This window comes from Chelatococcus asaccharovorans, assembly GCF_003201475.1.
Classification (GTDB): Bacteria; Pseudomonadota; Alphaproteobacteria; order Rhizobiales; family Beijerinckiaceae; genus Chelatococcus; species Chelatococcus asaccharovorans.
In genome coordinates this window covers 45,853-64,510 of record NZ_QJJK01000021.1, presented here as the reverse complement: position 1 = coordinate 64,510, position 18,658 = coordinate 45,853, and the positions used below count along the sequence as shown (strand labels likewise).

Genomic DNA, 18,658 nt, shown 5'->3' with positions numbered 1-18,658 from the left:
TCACCCGTATCGCCTCCAATATGGACACCCTTTCCTTTTAACAAAAAACATGTAACAAACAATCCGCGCCGGACGCTGATAAAGGTCTTAAGACCTTTGGTCCGCGCCCAAGACCAATAACTATTTGTCCATTGTCGAGTGGAAACCGAGAATAGGGGTGGATTCTGTAGTGGCAGGGGAATTCGGTGGCCATTGAAGTGGTCTTGGCCGGCGGCCCTCCATGCAAGCGACTGGTGGAAAGAGCCCGATGCCTCTTATCGTTGAAGAGACCCGATCCGCACAAATTGCTACCGTTCTCGGTGGCTCTGAACACTTCTGCTCTTGCAAACCAACCAACGACTTAGAACGCTCGGCACGACGAACTGCAATGAGAGGCGGTTATTACGATGTCGCGACGATCAAATTTGGAGAGTCAGACAATTTCAGAGCCGAGGATACGCGAACTCAATTCGCGGTATCGCAATAGCGGGAGACCAGACGTTGTTGGCAGAAAATGCACCTTCACCGATCACCGGATTGCAGATATCGCCTGACCCGCTTCCCCCTCTTTCCAATCCAGCATGGCCCGCAATCCCTTCCCGCCGACGCATAAGAACGACCGCGATAGTTTTTGCGGCTATCGTTATCACGTTATTGACTCTCGTCCTGCCGTATAATTCGCCTGGCTCCGCTCTTTTACTTGATCGACAACAGTACAGCATCTTTCCATACCCGTTCACAATTCAGAATATCATATATCTCTTGCTCGCCTGGTCCCTGGCTGACCTCTACGTCAGATGGCGAATGACGAAGCGGGAATACGCCTTTCTGAATGCCGGTTTCCTGCCCGAAGATTCCATAACGATGCTGGAATTGCATGAACTCGGGCCGATCCGTGCCCGGGTGGCCCCGCTCCATGACGCAGAAAGCGGCTTCTTACCGACGCTCATGGATATGACGATCCTGCAGCTTCAGGCGAGCAAGTCGGTCGATCAATCCATGACGCTTCTGACCAATGCTCTCAGTTTGATGGGGGACCGCGTCGAACTGCGCTACCAAATGCTCCGCTACATGGCTTGGTTGATCCCGACCATAGGTTTTCTTGGTACCGTGATCGGCCTGTCACTGGCGCTTCACCTGATTGACCCGAAGAACATGGATCTCGGGCGTGTGGTGGGTGGTTTGTCTGTCTCATTTTACACGACGTTAATCGCGCTCCTGGCCAGCGCATTGCTCGCCTTCGCGCAGCACAGCGTGCAGGAACAGGAGGAGTTGGCCCTCAACGCGGCCGGTCAGTACTGCCTCGCCAACCTGATCAACCGCGTCTACATCGATCAGGAGAAACCGGGCGGAGCGACATGAAACGTCGTAGGCACCAGTCCGACACCAGCGAAGTGGCGTTGATGGCGGTGATGACGAAGGCGATGGGCGCCTTCCTCATCCTCATGGTATTTGCCATGCAATACTATATCCCGGATTTCACCGCTGAACAGATCGCCGCAATCGTCAACCGATCTATTAGCGGGGTCCGCCAGGATCTTGCCAGCGCGGTCGAGCGCATGAAGAGAGGCGACTTCACCAAAGAGGAGTTGGAGGAACTCCAGCGCCAGATCGACGTGGCGCTCGCAAAGCTATCGCAAGCCGAGAGCGACATCGCGCGTCTTCAAACACGGCTCGATCAATCCGTCTCACAGCTCAAGCGCATTGAGGGTGATCGTGCCCGGCTGGAGGCAGAAGGCCAATCGCTTCGGGCCGAGATAGCGCGTTTACGCGCATTCGATCCATCAGCCATGCAAGCAGCGATCGAACGCCTCACCGGAGAACTCTCCGACAAGCTCGCTGAGGTCGAGGCTTTAAAGAATCAACTGCATAAGCTTTCCGGTGCCCGAGCACTCTCCATCCACATGCAGTATCAAAATTGTGGTGATAAAATCATCGCGTTGGCGGTCGCACGGCAAGACGGGCGAGATGGGAAGTCAACTTCCTTGATACCAGTCGATGGTTCGACAGCGTACACGCCGGTCGGAAGGTCGTTTACATCGACTCCCGAGGGCACGAACAGCTATTTCACCTTTCTCGCCGATCCTGTTTATGGAGAAGAGGTATCGCAAGTCTGGCTCGCCCACAGAGCCTTGCCCGGCGATACCTATGCAATCTATCTGAACGACCTCAACCGCGCCATGGAGCAGCAGGCCAATACTCAGGGTCCAAGCATCGAGGAAAGCTCCTGTCATGTTCGCTTGTCGATCTACGATGGCAAAACAAACTTGAACCTCGACCAATCAATCGGTGCGACAAATCCCTTTGCCTTCGGGAAGGCTGTACGTGTGACGCAGGACGCTCTTGTGCCCGTCAACACCTCTTCATCGGAAGCGCAGTGGTTTCAGCGTAATCTATTGGAAGCTCCGTGCAAGGCGCTGACATGCGATCCTAATTCGCAGGAGGCCCGGAAGACGGTGTTCGGACTGCTCGAAGGTATATATCAATACCGCCTGTCCAGGACTCCAACGCCCCGGATCCAGGTGGATCCCAATGCGGTCAATCAGATCGTCGACGATCTGAAAACCGGATTTTTGTCCGGCCAATTCACGCAGAATTCGCTATCTCGCTTTGCTGCGCTCGCTATCGCGCCGCCCGCCGGTTCGGTGACATCAGGGGCCGCTCCAGGTGCTGATATTATCGCTGAAGCCAGAAAAAGACTCGCAGATGCCGACATTCCGTTATCGCTTCAACGCGAATTCCTGACTCGCGCAAGTCAGGGATGGTGGAGTACCGATGAATTCGAAAGACGGATCCAGAGCGTCGCGAAGACAACCGCCTCGGCACCTTCGCCCTCTGGCCCGACCTCCGTGGAGAATCCTGGGCGCGTGATCGCGCTTCTCAGGACACTGACGGATACCGGTTTCATGACACCCGACGTGGCCGCGCGATGGAGCGTGCTGGTGAAGCAGATGCCGCCATCGCCCCCCGCGGCCAGTGTACCGACAGGCCTGAACCGCAACGAGATCATCGCGCAGATGACCAATAAAGGCTTCCCGCCGGAATTTGCCTCATTCGTCGCCGGCCGCATGATGTCCGGCGCGATCAAGCTGGACGACTACATATATGCCATGAAGGTCACAAAAGGAAACACACCCCGATGAGCCGGCGGATGGTTCGATGCCTCCAGGGGCATCCTTTCGATGCAAGCGCCAACGAGGTCTGTCCGATCTGCGCTGCGCGGGAGGCCAAGGGCGGCGTGACGCCCGCCAAGATGCCGGCAAGCGGCGGCGTCCACGGCGAGCAGGCTCCGCCGCCTCCCGCACCCTGGCAAAAGAGTCCGCTCGTGTGGACAGTCGCCGGCATCGTCGTGCTCGGAGCGATCGTTTACGTTTTGCAGCCGAAAACAGTGCCACCGGCGCCGCCCGAATTGCAGAAGCAAGCTTCCGCGGACCGGTCGGCTCCCCCGTCTGAAGCAACACCCGCGCCGCAATCAACCCCACGCCCGGTACCTGTTTCGCCGGCGAACCCGGCTCCCGTGGTCGTCCCCACCCAAGCATCCACGCCGCTGGGGCGTGTTGAGGCAATGGTGGCTGCAATGAAGGCGCTGCGTGCGGCGCCGCTGCCTGCCGGCTTTTCAGCCTGGACGGGCGGACGCGCGCCTGTTGCCGCCGACCTTCCCGACGGCGCAAAGACCCTTCTGCAGATCGGTGGCATCGGCAAGGATGCCTTGGGCACCTATCTGCGCATGGAGGCATCCCGCACTTCCACACCCACAACAAAGGTCAAGCTGCTTGAACAGGCCTTTGTTCTTGGCGAGGCACCCGCTGCGGCACTCGAGATCGCAGAAATCCTCAAAATATCGGACCCGGCGCGGGCTTTCGCCTTCGCACGCGAGGCCGGTGACAGGGGCGTCGTCGCCGGCGATGGACTGGCTGTCGCGCTTGCCGGCGCCAACCCCGCCGCATTTCCGCTTCCCGACGCCGTCCGCCGGCGCTTCTACGAGCGCTCCAACGCGAGCGTGAAGGACGCGGGCGCCGGGCTCGACACCTCAGCACTTCCTGAACCGACCGACGTGCTCTGTGGCCGCGTGCGCAATGGCGATACCGCCGCCATCACGGAAGCCGGGACGCGGGGCAGCAAGGGTGATCTTGAGGCGGCTGGCTGCTTCACAGCGGCTTTGCTCGTGGACTTCAACAATCTGCCGCAAAGCGGCGTGCCAGCAACGCCAGCACGCCCCAATGCCGCGCTGGCGCGGGAGGTCATTTCCCGGCTGACGCCGTCCTCGGACCGGCAGCCAGGTTTTATCGATGCCATGGCGGGAGATTTCGCCCTGGGGGCCAACGGCGGCGACGTCAACCCGGTGGAGGCGGCCATCTGGTTCCTGCACGCAGCGAGCCTCGCACCCGATGTCTCGCTCCCGAGCAACGAGGCGCCAGCGGTCGCGCGTTATGCAGAAGCGATGGCGACGCTGCGTCCGCCAACAAGCGACGCGGTAGCCGTGGTTCTGGATCCGTTGCGCGCCGCGATCATCGAGCCCGCCCCCGCGCCGAAAACGGCCAAGCGGCTGGATATCGGCATTGCCGCATTTCCCGTGCCGTCCAAGCTCGCGTCCGACAACGGATTGACCGCCGGGCAGGGCGCGCTGGTCGGCCGTTTTGTCAGAGGCAGCGCAGCTGAAGCCCAAGGACTGCTTGTAGGAGACATCGTGACGGCGGTGAATGGCAAGCCGGTTGAAAACGCAGACAATCTATCGACACTCGTCGAGCAAACCACAAACGGAAAGCCGGTCTTAGACTTCATCCGTAACGGGCAGCGTCGGACGCTGCAGATCCTTGCCGCAGCTGTACAGGTCGCGCCGGCAGGGCCCGCCCAGCCTGCGCCGCCTGCTCAAGCACGGAATAAGCCTGTCGCGCCTGGGTCGGCCGACCCCGTCTGCTGGTCCGACACCCTGTCGCTGGCTGAGAAGCGCAGTCGTGGTTGCCTCACCGCCGAGGCGAAAACGGGGCCGGGGTCCAGTCTCGCAGTGCTCGACGATCTGCCGTATCTGCGCATCAGCTGCTGCGACGGGCTCACGCCGCGTTTCACCGAAGTGCAGCTTCCCGGCGATCCGCCCGAGGATCTCGCCCGGCGTTGGGTGGCCTGGATGCCCGATCGCTCCATTCTGCTGGTCGATGGCTACACAAGCGCCGCAGCCGCGCAGCAGGCGGCGAGCTATGCGCAATCCACTGCCGACCCTGCCGCGAGATCCGCGTCGAGCGTGCGCTATCAACGAGCCCTGATTGCATTGGATGATCATACGGTACCGGCCCAGGCAAAAATTGATTCCACCATCGTCACTGTTGAATCTGGAAAGTATCCTCTGCCGAGCGGCAGCGGCAATCTCCAGCTCTATACACGGTGCTTCTTCATGATGGTTAGTCGTCCCTATGTGTTGTGCAACGCTCATCTGCCGGGCACTGTCGCCGTCGTCACCTATGTGCGTCAGACGAAGGCAACCGACAGCAAGGTTACGTCAGGACCAATGCAGCTTCTCAGCGCTCTCCTGGCAGAGGGAATGATTAATGGCAGCCTGCCTGCCTCGCCGCCGCCCTGATAGCGCGCCTACGGGTAGCTGTGGTCGAGAGCCTTGGCCTGCTCCCGGAACCAGGCCTCGAATGCCTTGCGTATCTTCGGATCCAGCTTTCCCGTCAGCCCGTCCAGAACACCCCTGAAGAGGGACTCGGCAGGATCACCGGCGGGAGTGATCACCCAAGCAGCAAAGGCGAAGATGGCAGCGTCCTCGTTGCGATAGCCGGAGCTCTCACCGCCCTGAAGGACAGAGTCCGCGAAAGCGGCCATCGACATCGGGTTGCCGCGCACCGCTGCCTCGATCAGGAAATCGCTGCTGTCCTTGGTGCTGAAAGCAATCGCAGCGTCCGCAAAGCGTCTGGTGCCGAAGGCGAGCAGCGCCGTCGCGTCGCCGCCTTCCGCACGGACTGTCAGCGTTTCGATATCCTGCGAGCGTTGTGCGGGCGTCCCGATCGGTGGCGACGCACTGAGGCGGTTGACTATGCTGCTCGTCGTCTCGGGCAGCGCAGCGAGGTCAACACCCGCCTTTTGGAGAATGGCCGTGGCTCTGGTCTCGCCGGCCTTGGCTCGATCGACGATCGACAGGGCACGCCCATCGCCGAGAGAATAGGCTCTGGCGTAGATCGCCGCGGCATTCTTGCTGCCGGTGGTCGTCGGCAATGTCGCGCCATTACCCGAGATGAGCCGCTCATAGGTTCGCGGCTGCACGTCCAGGAGAGCCCCCGCCGCCGAGGAGACGCCGGCATGCGCGGCGAGGTCATTCCAGTCCTGTGCGAGTGCGGGCTCCGGCTTGAGCCGACTGGGATCGAGATCGAGCACCGTCGCAAGCGCGGCGCCGCAAACGAGGCAGCCGAGCGCATAGCCGGCCTCGAATGAAAGGGCAGCGCGATCGAGATCGCCGCGGTTTACGGCCGCGATGCCGCCGAGATAGAGCATGAGGCCGCCGGTGTAGTTAAGTGGGTCGGGCATGGCGTCGATCGCTGCGGAAGCCCTTTTGTCGAACTGTTTTTTCGCCCACGCCGCTGCGGGCATCTTCGCCTGCCGCCAGGTCGGCTGAAGGTCGTGGAACGTATCGAGCGAGGCGAAGATACGGCGGACGCGTTGTTCGGGCGTCAAGGCGACGGTTGCCTGCGTCTGCAGTTCGGACGAGCCCGTGTCATCTGCGGACGCCGAAGCGGCGGGGAAGGCGACAACGATAAGCGCCGCAATCAGGGCGGCAGTCGGCAATGTTTTCTTCATGGCAGTCAGCCCTTTGTTGTTAACTGGTGGATGCCCAAATCCAGCTTCATTGCGCGCCGGTCGCTCGATTGAACCAAGAGATCAATGCTTCGATCAGCTGCCGTACAGACGGCGATGTTCCACATCTTCGATCTTAAGTGGCCGCCCGTCACGCCGGGAGCGCCCGTGGAATTGCTGTAGAAACGGCGGTCGCTTTTCATCTCACTTCGCGCCGCGCCACGCTTGCCAGGCATCGGCGAGGGCTGGATGAAGGGTGCGACCGTCCCCGGACTTTGCCGACGCCGGCAAACACAACAGGTTCCGCTCACCAATATCGACCCTGAACGCGTCTTCGCCGGCGACCGGTGGCTCGATGCGCCGAACCTCCGGCCAGGCGACGCGGCGGCTGCGGCCATCGAGATCGCCGAAGAGATCGCCTGCCGCATTCGGCAGGGCGGTGGTGGTGAAGCCGTCCGCCTCGATCGTCGCGACCGGCCACGAAATTGCCCGGCCACGAGCCTGCCACCCCCTGATGGCGGCGAAGACGATCGCCAAGGCGGTGCAAGCGATGAAGATGCTCCAGCCGAGCAGTCCGAGGAACGCCCCGACGTTCAGATCAACTCCCTTCACCGTCGCTGCCGTGGCGGCCAACAGAAGGATGAAGACGGCAGCGCCCGCGAGCAGCACCGAGCCGCCGAGCGCACGCCAGATCGACGGCGCTGTTCTGACGACCGGAACGAAGAACGTCCCTGTGGCTGCCTGGGCGGCCGACGAAAATCCGGCCAGATAGCGTTCCCGGGCAGCGAGGGTTGTGGCGTGCGCAAGCTCGCCCGACTCGCCGCGCGCCTGCTCGGGGATTTCATAGACGGTCTTCTGAGCTCCGTCCTTCTCCGCCACCGTGACAGGAAACAGGCCTGTCCCGCCTACCGGCCCGATCGCTGCGACGTCGCGCCAGGGAACGAAGCGGCGCCGCCGCCCCAGAGACGCGAGACCGGCATAGGGATAGGGATCGATGAAGATCCCGCCGGGCGTGACGACAAGCGGAGTGATCCGACGCGCGGCGGCATCGGGATCTCGCCCGGCCCACCATGCGCTGAGATGCATCGCGGTGAAGGCGAGGCCGGCCGCGAGCATGCCCAGCCCTCCGATACCGCCGAAGAGCAGCGGGATGGCGTTCGACAGTGTCACCGGTCTGGTCACGAGCTGCAGCAGGCAGAGAATGGAGCCCGCGAGGGAGCAAATACCCAGGATGGAAAACACACCGATCGGGCTGCGAAAGGTCTTGCCTTCGACGCTGAAAGCGATGCTTGGTTCGTCCATGTATTCCCCCGCATTCGTCAGGCGCCGGGCAAGACAGCACTCCGCGCGCCTCGGTTTCGAAATTGTCCATGGTCGGCTCCGCCGGAAAGCGGGACCGCGACCGATCCTCGCAGCGCAAACGCCGCCGCCTCTCGTCATTCAGCCCGCCGGAACCTCCGAGCAGGCCGGCCGCCGGATCTTGCCGTAACGTCCCAGCGCCCCCAGCAGCGACATCTCCTGCCCCCGGCTGGACCAGCCTCCATCCTTGAACTCAAGCGTCACCGTGTAGACCGGCCCCGCCGGCTGCCACGGGCTCCAGACGCCCTTGGTGCCGTCCCTGCCGACCGAGATCTGGCGCGCCGCGGCGGCGCTGTAGGCCAGGCTTCCACGCCAGCCGATGCCGTTGCGCCGGTCGATATCGGTCGTTGTCTCGCGTCCTTCGAGATGCATGTCGGCATAGGCAACGTAGATCGTGTGCCCCTGGGCGCGGCCGGTCGGGGCCGCTCCCAAAGTCTGGGTGAAGCCGCCCGATGATGGCGGCGTGACGTCGATCGCGACGACATGATCCGTGCCGCACTTGATCCGGAACGTCTCGAACAGCGCGTTGGCCTGGCGCTGGGCTTCGAGGCGCGGCGAGGGCACGGTCTGCACCGAAGCGGCCAGGGCGGGGAGCGTGCTCAGCGCCATGACCACGGCCGCGACGGGAAGACGGATGCGAGAGAGCATGGGAACCTCCTCTTGCTGCGTGGGGCGGCTCAGCCGGTGAGCCTGGCGAGATATTTGTTCCAGAAGGCGAGCAGCGGTCCGGTCAGCTTGAAGCGCTCCAGCGCGGCGCAATCGTAGCGGCCGAGCAGGGCAGTCGTGTCGGCGGCGCCGTTGTCGAGTTCGCTTAGCACCATGGCCTGCACCGCCGCCGCCAGCTCGTTGTCCGCCTTCCGCGTCCGGTAAGAACGTTCGAGCCGCTCCAGCCGCGCGTTCTCCTCGTCCGAGAGGATGGTGCAGGCGCGGTGCAGGCTGCGCGTCATGCCGATGGCGTAGGCGATGTTGCTCCGCTGGAAGATCTCCGGCTTGCCGACGATCTCGTCCTCCAGCTTTCCGCTGGTGATGGCGACGATCATCTGGCGGTTCTTGACGGCGATCTTCTGCTGGCTCTCCTGCGCCTGCGCACCGGTCGAGGCGAGCAGGATGAAGGCGGCGAGGGCGAGATACTTGTTCATGGCTCATTCTCCGTCCGTTTCAGGTGATCCGATGAGACGTAGCCGCGCGTCGGCCGCCACGGTATTGCTCCGACTTGCCGACGGATGCCGGCACTCAGTGCAGCCTTCGTCGGCGCTTGCGGCAGCTTCCGTCATGACGGGGCTCGGCGCGGGCTCCAACCGGCCGTTGCGCGCGGCATAGGGGACGTCGGGCTCGATACCGTCCTGGCCGACGACGGCGTGCACCCATCGGTTCTCCGGCTCGTCCCACGCGACCAACAGCGCCCGATCGCCGCCGCTGACCCGTCCCTTTTGCGAGACAACGACCGATTCCCACCCGCCATGGGCGTCACCCTCTTCGCGGCAGATCGCGATGCCGACATTTCCTGTGCGGGCCGTCCCGACATTCATAGCTATAGAGACGCCGCGCCCGCCGCTGATGGCGGAAGACCGGACCCCTTCCGCAATGGCGAAGCCGCCGAGGCCAGCAACCGCCTGTCCTCCTCGGGATTCTCCTCCGTCTCCGGCCCCGGCATGGAGGTTCCAGGCAATTCCTTGGTCTCCCGCAAGCGCCAGGCCCCGCTCACATATTGCGAGACCACGACTTCCGGCCCGCGCGACGCCCAGGCCGGCGACCCAGGCCACGCCACGGTCTCCGGCATGAGCCTCGCCGTCACAGATTGCGACCCCTTCGTTTCCGACCACCGCGAGTGAGGGAGAGCACCCGCGATTCGGATCGCCGCGCAGGATGGCGTGAGGAGCAACAGGAAGAGGGATCTCGTCTACCCATCTCTCCCCCCAAGTTCCCATGTCCGGAACGGGGCCGCGCCGCGACGACACGCGGGCGACACCCCCGTGCCCGGCGACCGCAACATGCCCGTCCAGCACGGATGCGGCGCCGACCGCCCGCAACGCCGCCACAGCACCCCGCAACGTGCCCCGATAGAGCGCCGTCCCGTTCCGGAAACCAATCTGCTCGCCACCACCCGGATGGGGCGCATGTTCGCCCTCGACCCGGACCAGACAGCACGGCGCTCCATCGGTGAGCGCAAGCTCACCTCGTCCCCAGGGCGCTCCGAACCACCATTGGCCATCCTTTCGGCCTGCCGCCAGATCTTCCGCCGGAATATTGGCGCAGAGAACGACGATGTCCTCTTCTCCCACCGGCTCTCGCAGGATTTCCGCTTGCGGATCATGGCTGCGGGCGGCAGCCCACCACTCCACGCCAATGTCGAATGTCGGCGGAGGTGGCATCGCGCTTGCACTTCGCGGCTCCAGGCCTTCGCCTTCCCAAATGTTGCGTGGCCCCATCATCCCATCAATCTGCCGGAATTGGCCATTCGCATAGCGATAAAGTCCGGGCTCGACGCCGCCTGACAAGGAAGAGAATACGGTAAACTCGCGTTCGTCCGAACTCTCCCAGAAGATCAGTGTCGCTTGCTTGCCCAGATGGATGTCGGCTTTGGGGCCCAAGGCCGTTGCGATCATGAGGGCGTTTTCGCCGATGTCCATATCCTCCACGGCATTCCGCGCCACCCCGATCCCGCCACGTCGGACCTCGAGAAAGCGACAACCGAGCGTCGAAACCGCGATTCCCCCGCTCACATTTCCTCGGACCCCACCTAAAATGGCGGCGCCGCCATGCCCCGCGACGACGGTGCTGAAGCGGCTGAAAAAAGTCGCGATCGCCACACCGTAATCTCCGGCCCGCGCCGTGCCGCCGCCCTCGACAATCGAGAGGCCCCCTACGCCGGAAAGCGCCGTGCCCCGCACGCCGGCGATTGCCACACCGGCAATCCCCGGGCCCGAGGGATCTCGCAGATAGAGAGGCGTTTCCACGTCCGTCCCCGCTTCCGCGAGGCCGCAGAAGCCGGCACGGGCAAGTCCTTCATGACCCGCGGTCGCTGTACCGAAATCTCCGGCCAGGGCAACGCCATAGCGATCCTGTACTGCCGACAGAGGCGTCTTCAGGGACGCATCGTCCTCTCCTGCCGCAAAAACACTCAGAGCCGCCATGCGCGTGCCGCGAAACAGCACGAAACCCGAGGCGAAGCTCAACAGGCCGAGGATTTCCAGCCCGTCCGCGCCGACGATCGGTCCGCATGGATCCTCGGCATCGAGCTCGACCACGGCCCACACCGGGCAGTCGAGGTGAGCCATCGCATGTGGTCCACCGAGGTCAAGCAGGCCTTTGAAGCGAAGCGGCGTTTCGAACGCGCCATCCACACTATAGGACGCCTCGATCCTCTCGAAACGTCCGTATGCCGGGAGTTCCAGATCATCGTCCTGACGGGCGCCGCAGAGCACCCGGCAGGGACCTTTACGAGAGCTTGTCATCCGATCCGACTCCAATTTTGTCCCCCCTTGAGCGCGCGGCGCGATACGCCGCCAGGCGTTCACGGAGACGCCCTGCAATGCTGGTCCAGGAATCCTGTCCGTCCCAGAAAACGAGACGGCCGCGTTCGTGGATCGGGCTCTTCAGCTCGATGACGAAGAAGAGCTTGCCTTCGAAGGCCGGCAGATCCATCGAGCGCAGCTCCTGCACCTGCGCCCAGGGGACATGCACGGTCGTGATGTCGCCCTCCCGGTAGCCGACGCCCTCTTCCGTCAGCTCGCGGATGACGACGAGGTCCCGGCCGAGGCTCCGCAGCGGCCTCTCGTCCCGGAGAGCGGCAATGGCTTCCTGCAGCGTACCGAATGCGAATCCGGCGATCGCGATCGTCACGAGCGTGCCCATCGGGATCGGACCGAAGGCGACGAGTTCTTCCCGCAATGACCGGGTTCCGAGCCCGGCCCACCATTTGCGGATCGTCGGGAACCCGTTTTCGGGCACGAACACGAAAATGACGTAAATCGCCACGACTGTGGCGAAGGTGCCGAGGGCGAAGAATATCGCGAATTTCAGCGGCTTGGAGGGCCGCTTGAGTGAACCGTCGAAAGCATCCCTGAAGGTCTCGCCGGTAGCCGGGGCACTCTGTTCGCTCATCATCCCGCATCCTTCGCCAAGCTGGTCTTTTCGATGGTGACGGAAGTCTTCATCATGGCCCCCTCTTGCCAAAACGTGGCGCAAAGACACGCGTGTGGACACGCTTCGCGTGAGATTTCCTGCCGGCATTCTTCAGTCATGGCGCACCTTCGAGCCAGCGCTTCGGATCGACCCAATGTCCCTTCCGCCGCATGGTCAGCGTAAGTGGAGCCGGCATCGTTTCGCCAAGCCAAGCACCGGCGGCAACGCACGCGCCAAAACGGAGGGCCGAGGCCAATAGCGGCCCATAACGCAACTCGGTTCCGTCGCTATGCCGGATCCAGATAAAACCACCACCGTCCGGTGCTGCTTCGAACTTGATAAGGCGTCCCCCCTGCATCGCCCTCACAGCGAGGCCTGCTCGCGTGCTGAAAACAAGAGCCGGGTGCAACACGGCTTTCCCGAGGATAGGGTGCATACGGTAGCCGAAAGGTCGTTGGATGGCTGCGTCCACCGGAGACGCCTTGGTGGACACTGCAGGACATTCGCGGGCGAACGCCCCGAAGGGCTGTATGATCAACGAACCGAGCAGCACGGCCAGGATGTGGTAAAATCTCACGATCCCCCCTCTTCGATTCGGTAAAGCTCCATATCGATTGTATCGCTGTCTCCGAGAATGCTCTGAAGGCAGGGGACAGGGTTGCTGCCCGAACTGCTGGCACAGACGAGCCGGTGGCTCGGCGCGTTGTTCGTGCAGGCGCTGAAATCGACCTCGACATAGGTCGGACCATGTGTCGTCTTGTAGGAGACGCGGGCGCAGGTCGCGACTTCACCATAAAACTGGCTTTCGCGGACGCGGCCGTAGCCGTCCCGGCCCAGGCAGAGGATTTCCGCAGCGTTGGTGCGTTCGGGCTTTTCGCCCTTGGGCAGGACCATCCAGCAACCGCCGGCGGCGAGAGGCGGCCGCTGTTCAGCGCCGGCACATAGCGCTGGAATGACGAAAGCCGAGGCGATGAGGACGAAATAGGCCCAATGATTCCGCATCAAATGCTCCTGTTGCATGGATATGCTGGTCGCACGTGTCCAGCCGGCTCAAGCGGACCGGGCCGGGGAATTGCCGGGCGTCGCCGTCGCTCGCGCGACCGCGCTCCAGCTTTACAGTGAGCAGAACGCCTCTCTCACCGTGCAGCGGCCCTTAGCGTCCTGCTCGCACTCCGCCAGCGTTACTTGGCGTGCGGCCGCGAGCGACCCGCGCCAATCCGTCCACCAATTGCCATCGCTCGTGGTCACGAGGGCGGCGCAAGCATTGAAGAACCAGAGCCGCACCCGGCAGCCCGGCAGTCCCCCGGCCATACAAAATCGCACCGCAGCGGCCTCCGCGCGGGCACGGGATTCGTAGCCGTAAGCCTTTCCCCATCGCAGGGCACCCTTGTCACTGTCTGAGATCGCGATGGCGCCGTAGCTGGACCGGCTGGCACCGCTGCCTGGTGCTGGTCCAAAGGGCGAGAGTCCGTCATTCGATCCGGCGCAGGACCTGTAGCACTGGTTGTCGATGCCGTTGCACATCATCGAGCACTCGTTGTTCTGAGCTGCGGCCGGAAAGGATAGAAGCAACGCCGCACTAAAACACAGCGCCGACAGAATACCGGCGAGACTGAGATAATCAGATTTCGACATTTTCGTTCTCGATTGTGTCAGTAAATATTGACCCCTTCAAAGTGACATTCTTTAGTCTAAGCCTATCTCCCGAATTCGGGCGGTAAATCGGGACTTTGGTCCCGAGACTTTGGTCCCGAGATTCTACGGCGTTGGGAGACGAAGTCGGTTGTAGATGGCGACCAGTCGGCTATGGGTCGCCCGGTCGAATGCCGGATCGCTATCGTTGCGCCGAGAGTATGTTCCCGTCAGCAGAATCGGAATGCCTGGCAGACTGACCGAGCAGGTCGCATTGCGATCTTTAGCTATAGGCTTTGCGATGCAGGCAATCGTTGGATTGCCGCCTGCTGTACTGGTCCGTGCTGTTTCGCCCGTCGATAATCCGACGATATCGGTGATTATCTGACCAGCTGTGTTGGCTCCATCCTGGTCCGGGGCACCCCGTTGAACAATCGGCTTTTTCAGCACGTAGAGTGTTACCGGGCGATCGCCTGCGAAAGAGATCGTTGCGCGCGCAACATACGGCGCGCCCGCTGGGGGATCTATATTGACTTCATATTGCGTAACTTTCTCCGCACCGTCTCCACTTCCGATCGGCGGCAGAAGCTGCGCCACCCCGCCCGCAGCCTGAATACGTTCGGGAGTCGGCGCGGGTGCGGGCTCGGAGCTTGTAGTCAGTTGCAGCGCTTCGTTTGCGATTTCATTGACCCGGTCGAATGCGCTGCCCGTCTTGCTTCCCACGCCCGCAGCCGTCGCCCAGCCCGACAGGGGAGGCTTCGTGCTCGCGCCTGCCGCCTTCGCTTCCATAGCCCCAGCAAGGGACAGGGCCGTCACCACCATGAGAACTCGATGCATCGCCGCACTCCTGCTTTTCATTTCTTTTAACATAAAGTTTGTAAAAAGCAAGAGCGCCATCGAACGTGGACGAAAGGGGCGGCAGGGAGGGCAATTGCTAATGACAGAATATATGTTAAAAGCATCTCATGAAGCTTGATCAACTCGCAACCATCACCGACGCGACAGTTCGGCAAATTCGCTTTCTGATCGCGGAGGGCTTCGTGCCGTCACCTGATGGAGGGCGGACCTATGCCAGCTATGACGACAAACATGTCCGTGCGATCCGACGATTCCAGCGCCTCAAGGCGCTCGGGTTTCCCAATGCCGCCATCCGCATCCTGCTGGATGCGCGGGAGGGCGTGCCGATCCCGGTTGTCGAGGGCGTCACCCTCATCGTCGCGTCGGAACTGATTGGCTGCGATCTGGATGTTGGGCCGATCGTCGAGCGCGCGGGCGCCCGGTTGCGCGAGGCGTTGGGCAAGGTGAGGCCAAAGGCGACCAAAAAACGTGGCGCTGGTTGATATAGGCAAATGGAGTGCGGATCGCGTGGAAAAGAAGGGCTGACATGACGGAGCCGCTGATTGATCCGCTGATGCCTTTTTTCCGGCCTGCCGCAGCGCCGCCCCCGCCTCTTCTGCTGTCGCGCACCGACATCCATCTGTGGCTGACGCCACCCATGGCCCGGCTGCGCATCCATCGCGCCTTCGACAATCAGGAGGGCGTGCCGATCGAGGCCGTCCTCACCATGCCGCCCGCGCTCGATGGCGAAGTCGTGCATGGCGTAGCGGTCACCATCGGCGGGCAGACATGGACGGCGCATGCTCGCGCCCATCGCCGTGGCGAAGGGGAATATGATGGAGCTGCCATCGACGGTAATCGCGCCGTCTTCCTTGAGGAAGCAAAGCACGGTTGGCGCGTGCTATCGATCGCAGGTATTCGGCCCGGCGAGCGCGCGTCAATCGACTGCGACAGCGTCGTCGGTCTCGAAGTTGGCGAACAGGAATTTCTATTGCGTCCCGGTATGGACCGGGATCGCTCTGTTACCCGATTGCCTGACCATCAGGCGCCACGTCGGACAGACATTCACCACCCCGCAACGCTGACCATTTGGGCGACCGAGGAGCTTGGCGTTCATATGATGGGTCAGGATGTGCCTATCGGGATACCCATGCCGATTGATGGCGCGCCTCTGGCCCTTCATATCAGGGTGCCGGCTACCGTACCGCGTACAGCGTCGACGCAGCCGGCCGACATTGCGGCCGAGACAGCCCTTCATGCGGCGAGGCAGATCAGCACCCTTCTTGCCAATCCCGCTGTGGTCGACCGGCAGGCGATCCGCGCGCTGGCGATTTCCGCCAATCTGCTGACAGCTGAGACAAGCCTCGTCTTCATAGGCCCTGAAGGCGAGGCGAGCGGTGTCTTGCCGACCATGCGCAAGGTGGCGCTCGTCGACCGGCCGCGTTCGCCGGTCGAGCCGATGGTGCCAGCCGCTCCAACCGTCGTTCCCGAAGCGTCGCCGCCCGCTCCATATCCGCCGGAGGTCCCGCCCGGGGTCCCGCCGGTCGTACCGGGACGAGCCCGATTTCGCCTTCCACGCTTTCGGCTTCCGTCGTCGGGTGGCCGTCTCACGTCGCCAGGCGCCCCGCCGCCTTGGAACGTTCGGTTTTCTAATTGGCTACGCCACGTTGTGCGCCGCCGGCCGAAACCGCCGCCGCTCCCCGAACTCGGCGCGCGCCTGGTTGCCGCAGCGCCTCTGGTGTTCTGGCGACAGGATGGCGCGCTCGCTCTGCGCTCCGGGGACGCGGGCCATCTGCCCGAGGCCGTCGCCACACTGGTACGAGAGATCGCCGTCGTCCCGGAGGTCAGCGCAACGGGTCGGGCTTTGCAATTGGCCCCCGAACAACTTGCCATCGGTTTGCTCGCCATGGCAGCAAGCAAACATGCGGGAACACCGCCCGGCCTGCTCGGCTATCTGTTCCCAGACGGTCCTGATACGCCGCCGCCGCCTGTTAGCAGGCTAGCCCGCCGAATGGGGATTGCATGAAGGGATACCGCTCAGGACTCGTGATTGTCTTCCCCATCGCGATCGCTATGGCGGCCTCGCCGGCAGAAACGCGAGAGCGGGGTCCCCTCCTCGCACCTTGGGGCGATCCAGGTATCCGCTTCACACCCGATCAACAGCGCGGTCCCTGGGCGCGTCGATGGGTTGGGGGGGAAGGGGCGGTCAGGATGATGCTCACGATCTACCGCTCGCCCGACGACGCCGAGCGCGTTGCAAATCTTGCGCGTGGACTGGGCGAGAGTCCGGCAGATGATGACGATGCAGCCTTCCTCCACACGCTCCTTCCGAACCGATGGCCGGTCAGGGGGCGCGCGCCTCAGACCATCGCCTACAGCGCCATTGCACGCGGCCTGTGTGTCGACTTCCATATCGGGCGCAGGAGGACAGTGCGCTACAGCCTGTGCAGTGCCAGCCGTCCGGATAGCGCGGCAGTGGCCACGGTCCTGACGCCGAAAGGCGAGGACGGCGCAACAATGGCAGCACTTTTACTGGCACGCTATGCCGCGCGCCACCCCGTGCGTGTGGCCGAGCCGGATTGAGGTCGGCAGCCGAAAGCATTCGCCGCCCCGCTTACTCGACGTAGAGGCCTCCGCCTTTACAAGGGATTCGCTGTGCTTTCGTGCCACTTGCCCAATGAACCGGCCAGTCCCAGCCCCGTGCAATCGACTCGACGATGCCACCATTTTCAACGGCGGAGTAAAAGCCGGCCAGGCGGCGGCGTAAATGTCGCCCGCGGCGATGTTTTGCGGAGGGTTTCTGCCAGCCTTTCTGGCGCGGCTTTGGGCGAGACGGTAGCTTTCGCCGTTCATCTCGAGGATGTTGACGTGGTGTGTGACGCGATCGAGCAGCGCGCCGGTGAAGCGCCCCGCCGAAGGCGAGGCGCGATGATCGGTATCGTCAATCGGTGACGATCATGCCGGCGCGGCGTGCCTGCCTCGTATGCCAGCTCAAGGGATGGTCGGGCGTGAAGAATTTCACGACGGGTGACGGGTCGATTCCCCGGCGGATCCTTGCGCTGTCGGGAGGGTCTGCGATTGCGAAAATGCGATACGAGGGTTAGATTTAACCGATATCTCCACATCGGGAAACTCGTATGGCGGGGTTGAGTGGGGCGACCGCGTTCTCTTCGTTACGTGCGTATGCCGTCGCATTTGTCGTTCTGGCCGTGGCCATCGCAGCCGGCTCCTGGATATTGCCCAAGGGGTCGCCATTGGCCGTGTTCCTGTTCGACCATTCCGACACATCGTTCTTCAGGCGCGTCTATCCGTTCACCATCCAGAACGGCATGTATTTGATGATGGCGTTCGGGCTGGCGGAACTCTGGCGCCGACACGCCGCAACGGCACGTGAGGGACACTATATCGATCAACACCTCCTGCCCGAGGACGACGCGGCCATTCTGCAAGTGGACGATCTCGGCGCGATCCGTCACAAGATCGCCGATCTCAAGGCGAGCAAACAGGCATTTTTGCCCCAACTGATCGACCTGTCGATCCTACAATTGTTCACCAGCCGGTCCCTCGACCAGACGGTCGCCATCTACACCAGCACGCTCGAGCTGATGAGCCACCGGCTCGATCTCGCCTATCAGACGATGCGCTTTCTCGTCTGGTGCATCCCGACCACCGGATTTATCGGCACCGTCGTCGGCATCTCGATCGCGCTGGAGGGCATGCAGGATCCCAAGAACATTGAATTCGAGAAGGTGACGTCGGGCCTTGCCGTGGCGTTCTACACCACGATCATCGCCCTCGTCCTCAGCGCCATTCTGGTGCTGTTGCAAAACGTCGTGCAGCGACGCGAGGAAATGGCGCTCAACCAGGCTGCGGACTACACGTTGCGCAATCTCATCAACCGCGTCTATCTCCAGCCCGATACGAAGGCCGGGTGAGACTC

The 18,658-nt window shown here is 62.7% G+C and carries 17 protein-coding genes and 1 pseudogene; 7 read left to right on the top strand and 11 right to left on the bottom strand.

From position 1 onward, the window contains the following. Positions 1 to 783 precede the first annotated feature (783 nt). Genes C7450_RS31650 through C7450_RS31640 form a run of 3 tightly spaced genes read left to right on the top strand, consistent with a single transcriptional unit; the run spans position 784 to position 5,554 of the window. Entirely contained in the window at positions 784 to 1,341 is a 558-nt protein-coding gene (locus C7450_RS31650; RefSeq protein WP_210206593.1) for a MotA/TolQ/ExbB proton channel family protein, read from the top strand. After that, positions 1,338 to 3,122: a hypothetical protein gene (locus tag C7450_RS31645; RefSeq protein WP_068184934.1), complete on the top strand. Its 1,785-nt coding sequence runs from the start codon at positions 1,338 to 1,340 to the stop codon at positions 3,120 to 3,122. The genes C7450_RS31650 and C7450_RS31645 overlap by 4 nt, the downstream gene beginning before the upstream one ends. Before the next feature lie 8 nt (positions 3,123 to 3,130). Continuing rightward, the gene (locus tag C7450_RS31640; protein WP_170147545.1) at positions 3,131 to 5,554 is read left to right on the top strand and encodes a PDZ domain-containing protein; all 2,424 of its coding nucleotides are present in this window, start codon (positions 3,131 to 3,133) and stop codon (positions 5,552 to 5,554) included. Positions 5,555 to 5,562: 8 nt separating this feature from the next. On the opposite strand, the gene C7450_RS31635 is transcribed toward C7450_RS31640, so the two are convergent. The 10 genes from C7450_RS31635 to C7450_RS33760 all read right to left on the bottom strand — a co-directional run bounded on the left by C7450_RS31635 (position 5,563) and on the right by C7450_RS33760 (position 14,778). Further along, the gene (locus tag C7450_RS31635; protein ID WP_146227606.1) at positions 5,563 to 6,768 is read right to left on the bottom strand and encodes a hypothetical protein; all 1,206 of its coding nucleotides are present in this window, start codon (positions 6,766 to 6,768) and stop codon (positions 5,563 to 5,565) included. 201 nt (positions 6,769 to 6,969) lie between these two features. After that, a complete protein-coding gene (locus C7450_RS31630) occupies positions 6,970 to 8,067 on the bottom strand; it encodes a hypothetical protein (protein WP_068184941.1) in 1,098 nt (365 codons plus the stop codon). A gap of 138 nt (positions 8,068 to 8,205) precedes the next feature. Beyond that, positions 8,206 to 8,772, bottom strand: coding sequence for a hypothetical protein (locus tag C7450_RS31625; RefSeq protein WP_061027590.1), 567 nt, complete (start codon positions 8,770 to 8,772; stop codon positions 8,206 to 8,208). A gap of 29 nt (positions 8,773 to 8,801) precedes the next feature. Beyond that, on the bottom strand, positions 8,802 to 9,263 hold the full coding sequence (locus C7450_RS31620; RefSeq protein ID WP_068184944.1) for a hypothetical protein: 462 nt from the start codon (positions 9,261 to 9,263) through the stop codon (positions 8,802 to 8,804). A gap of 3 nt (positions 9,264 to 9,266) precedes the next feature. Continuing rightward, positions 9,267 to 11,579: a hypothetical protein gene (locus C7450_RS31615; protein ID WP_146227605.1), complete on the bottom strand. Its 2,313-nt coding sequence runs from the start codon at positions 11,577 to 11,579 to the stop codon at positions 9,267 to 9,269. Next, positions 11,563 to 12,228, bottom strand: a complete 666-nt coding sequence (locus C7450_RS31610; RefSeq protein WP_146227604.1) for a hypothetical protein — start codon at positions 12,226 to 12,228, stop codon at positions 11,563 to 11,565. Before C7450_RS31610 ends, C7450_RS31615 begins: the two co-directional genes overlap by 17 nt. A gap of 136 nt (positions 12,229 to 12,364) precedes the next feature. Next, on the bottom strand, positions 12,365 to 12,826 hold the full coding sequence (locus C7450_RS31605; RefSeq protein WP_068184951.1) for a M23 family metallopeptidase: 462 nt from the start codon (positions 12,824 to 12,826) through the stop codon (positions 12,365 to 12,367). Continuing rightward, positions 12,823 to 13,251, bottom strand: a complete 429-nt coding sequence (locus C7450_RS31600) for a hypothetical protein (RefSeq protein ID WP_146227603.1) — start codon at positions 13,249 to 13,251, stop codon at positions 12,823 to 12,825. Before C7450_RS31600 ends, C7450_RS31605 begins: the two co-directional genes overlap by 4 nt. 111 nt (positions 13,252 to 13,362) lie before the next feature. After that, positions 13,363 to 13,884 carry a DUF4189 domain-containing protein gene (locus C7450_RS31595; protein WP_061027584.1) on the bottom strand — a complete coding sequence of 174 codons (522 nt, stop codon included), beginning with the start codon at positions 13,882 to 13,884 and terminating at the stop codon, positions 13,363 to 13,365. Between the two features lie 123 nt (positions 13,885 to 14,007). Then, positions 14,008 to 14,778: a hypothetical protein gene (locus C7450_RS33760; RefSeq protein WP_146227602.1), complete on the bottom strand. Its 771-nt coding sequence runs from the start codon at positions 14,776 to 14,778 to the stop codon at positions 14,008 to 14,010. Positions 14,779 to 14,846: 68 nt separating this feature from the next. Between C7450_RS33760 and C7450_RS31590 the strand changes: the two genes are divergently transcribed. The 3 genes from C7450_RS31590 (at position 14,847) to C7450_RS33755 (ending at position 17,301) form a co-directional block, all read left to right on the top strand. After that, positions 14,847 to 15,221 carry a helix-turn-helix domain-containing protein gene (locus C7450_RS31590; RefSeq protein WP_068184957.1) on the top strand — a complete coding sequence of 125 codons (375 nt, stop codon included), beginning with the start codon at positions 14,847 to 14,849 and terminating at the stop codon, positions 15,219 to 15,221. A 44-nt stretch (positions 15,222 to 15,265) separates the two neighbouring features. After that, positions 15,266 to 16,744, top strand: a complete 1,479-nt coding sequence (locus C7450_RS31585) for a VIT domain-containing protein (RefSeq protein WP_110378426.1) — start codon at positions 15,266 to 15,268, stop codon at positions 16,742 to 16,744. 185 nt (positions 16,745 to 16,929) lie between these two features. After that, positions 16,930 to 17,301 (top strand): hypothetical protein, encoded by a 372-nt coding sequence (locus tag C7450_RS33755; protein ID WP_068184963.1) that lies wholly within the window; start codon positions 16,930 to 16,932, stop codon positions 17,299 to 17,301. Between the two features lie 219 nt (positions 17,302 to 17,520). Here the strand turns inward: C7450_RS33755 and C7450_RS31580 are convergent. After that, positions 17,521 to 17,625 (bottom strand): annotated as a pseudogene (locus C7450_RS31580) (ATP-binding protein); the annotation flags it as partial. A 230-nt stretch (positions 17,626 to 17,855) separates the two neighbouring features. On the opposite strand from C7450_RS31580, the gene C7450_RS31575 reads away from it, so the two are divergent. Further along, positions 17,856 to 18,653: a MotA/TolQ/ExbB proton channel family protein gene (locus C7450_RS31575; RefSeq protein WP_068184966.1), complete on the top strand. Its 798-nt coding sequence runs from the start codon at positions 17,856 to 17,858 to the stop codon at positions 18,651 to 18,653. Positions 18,654 to 18,658 lie beyond the last annotated feature (5 nt).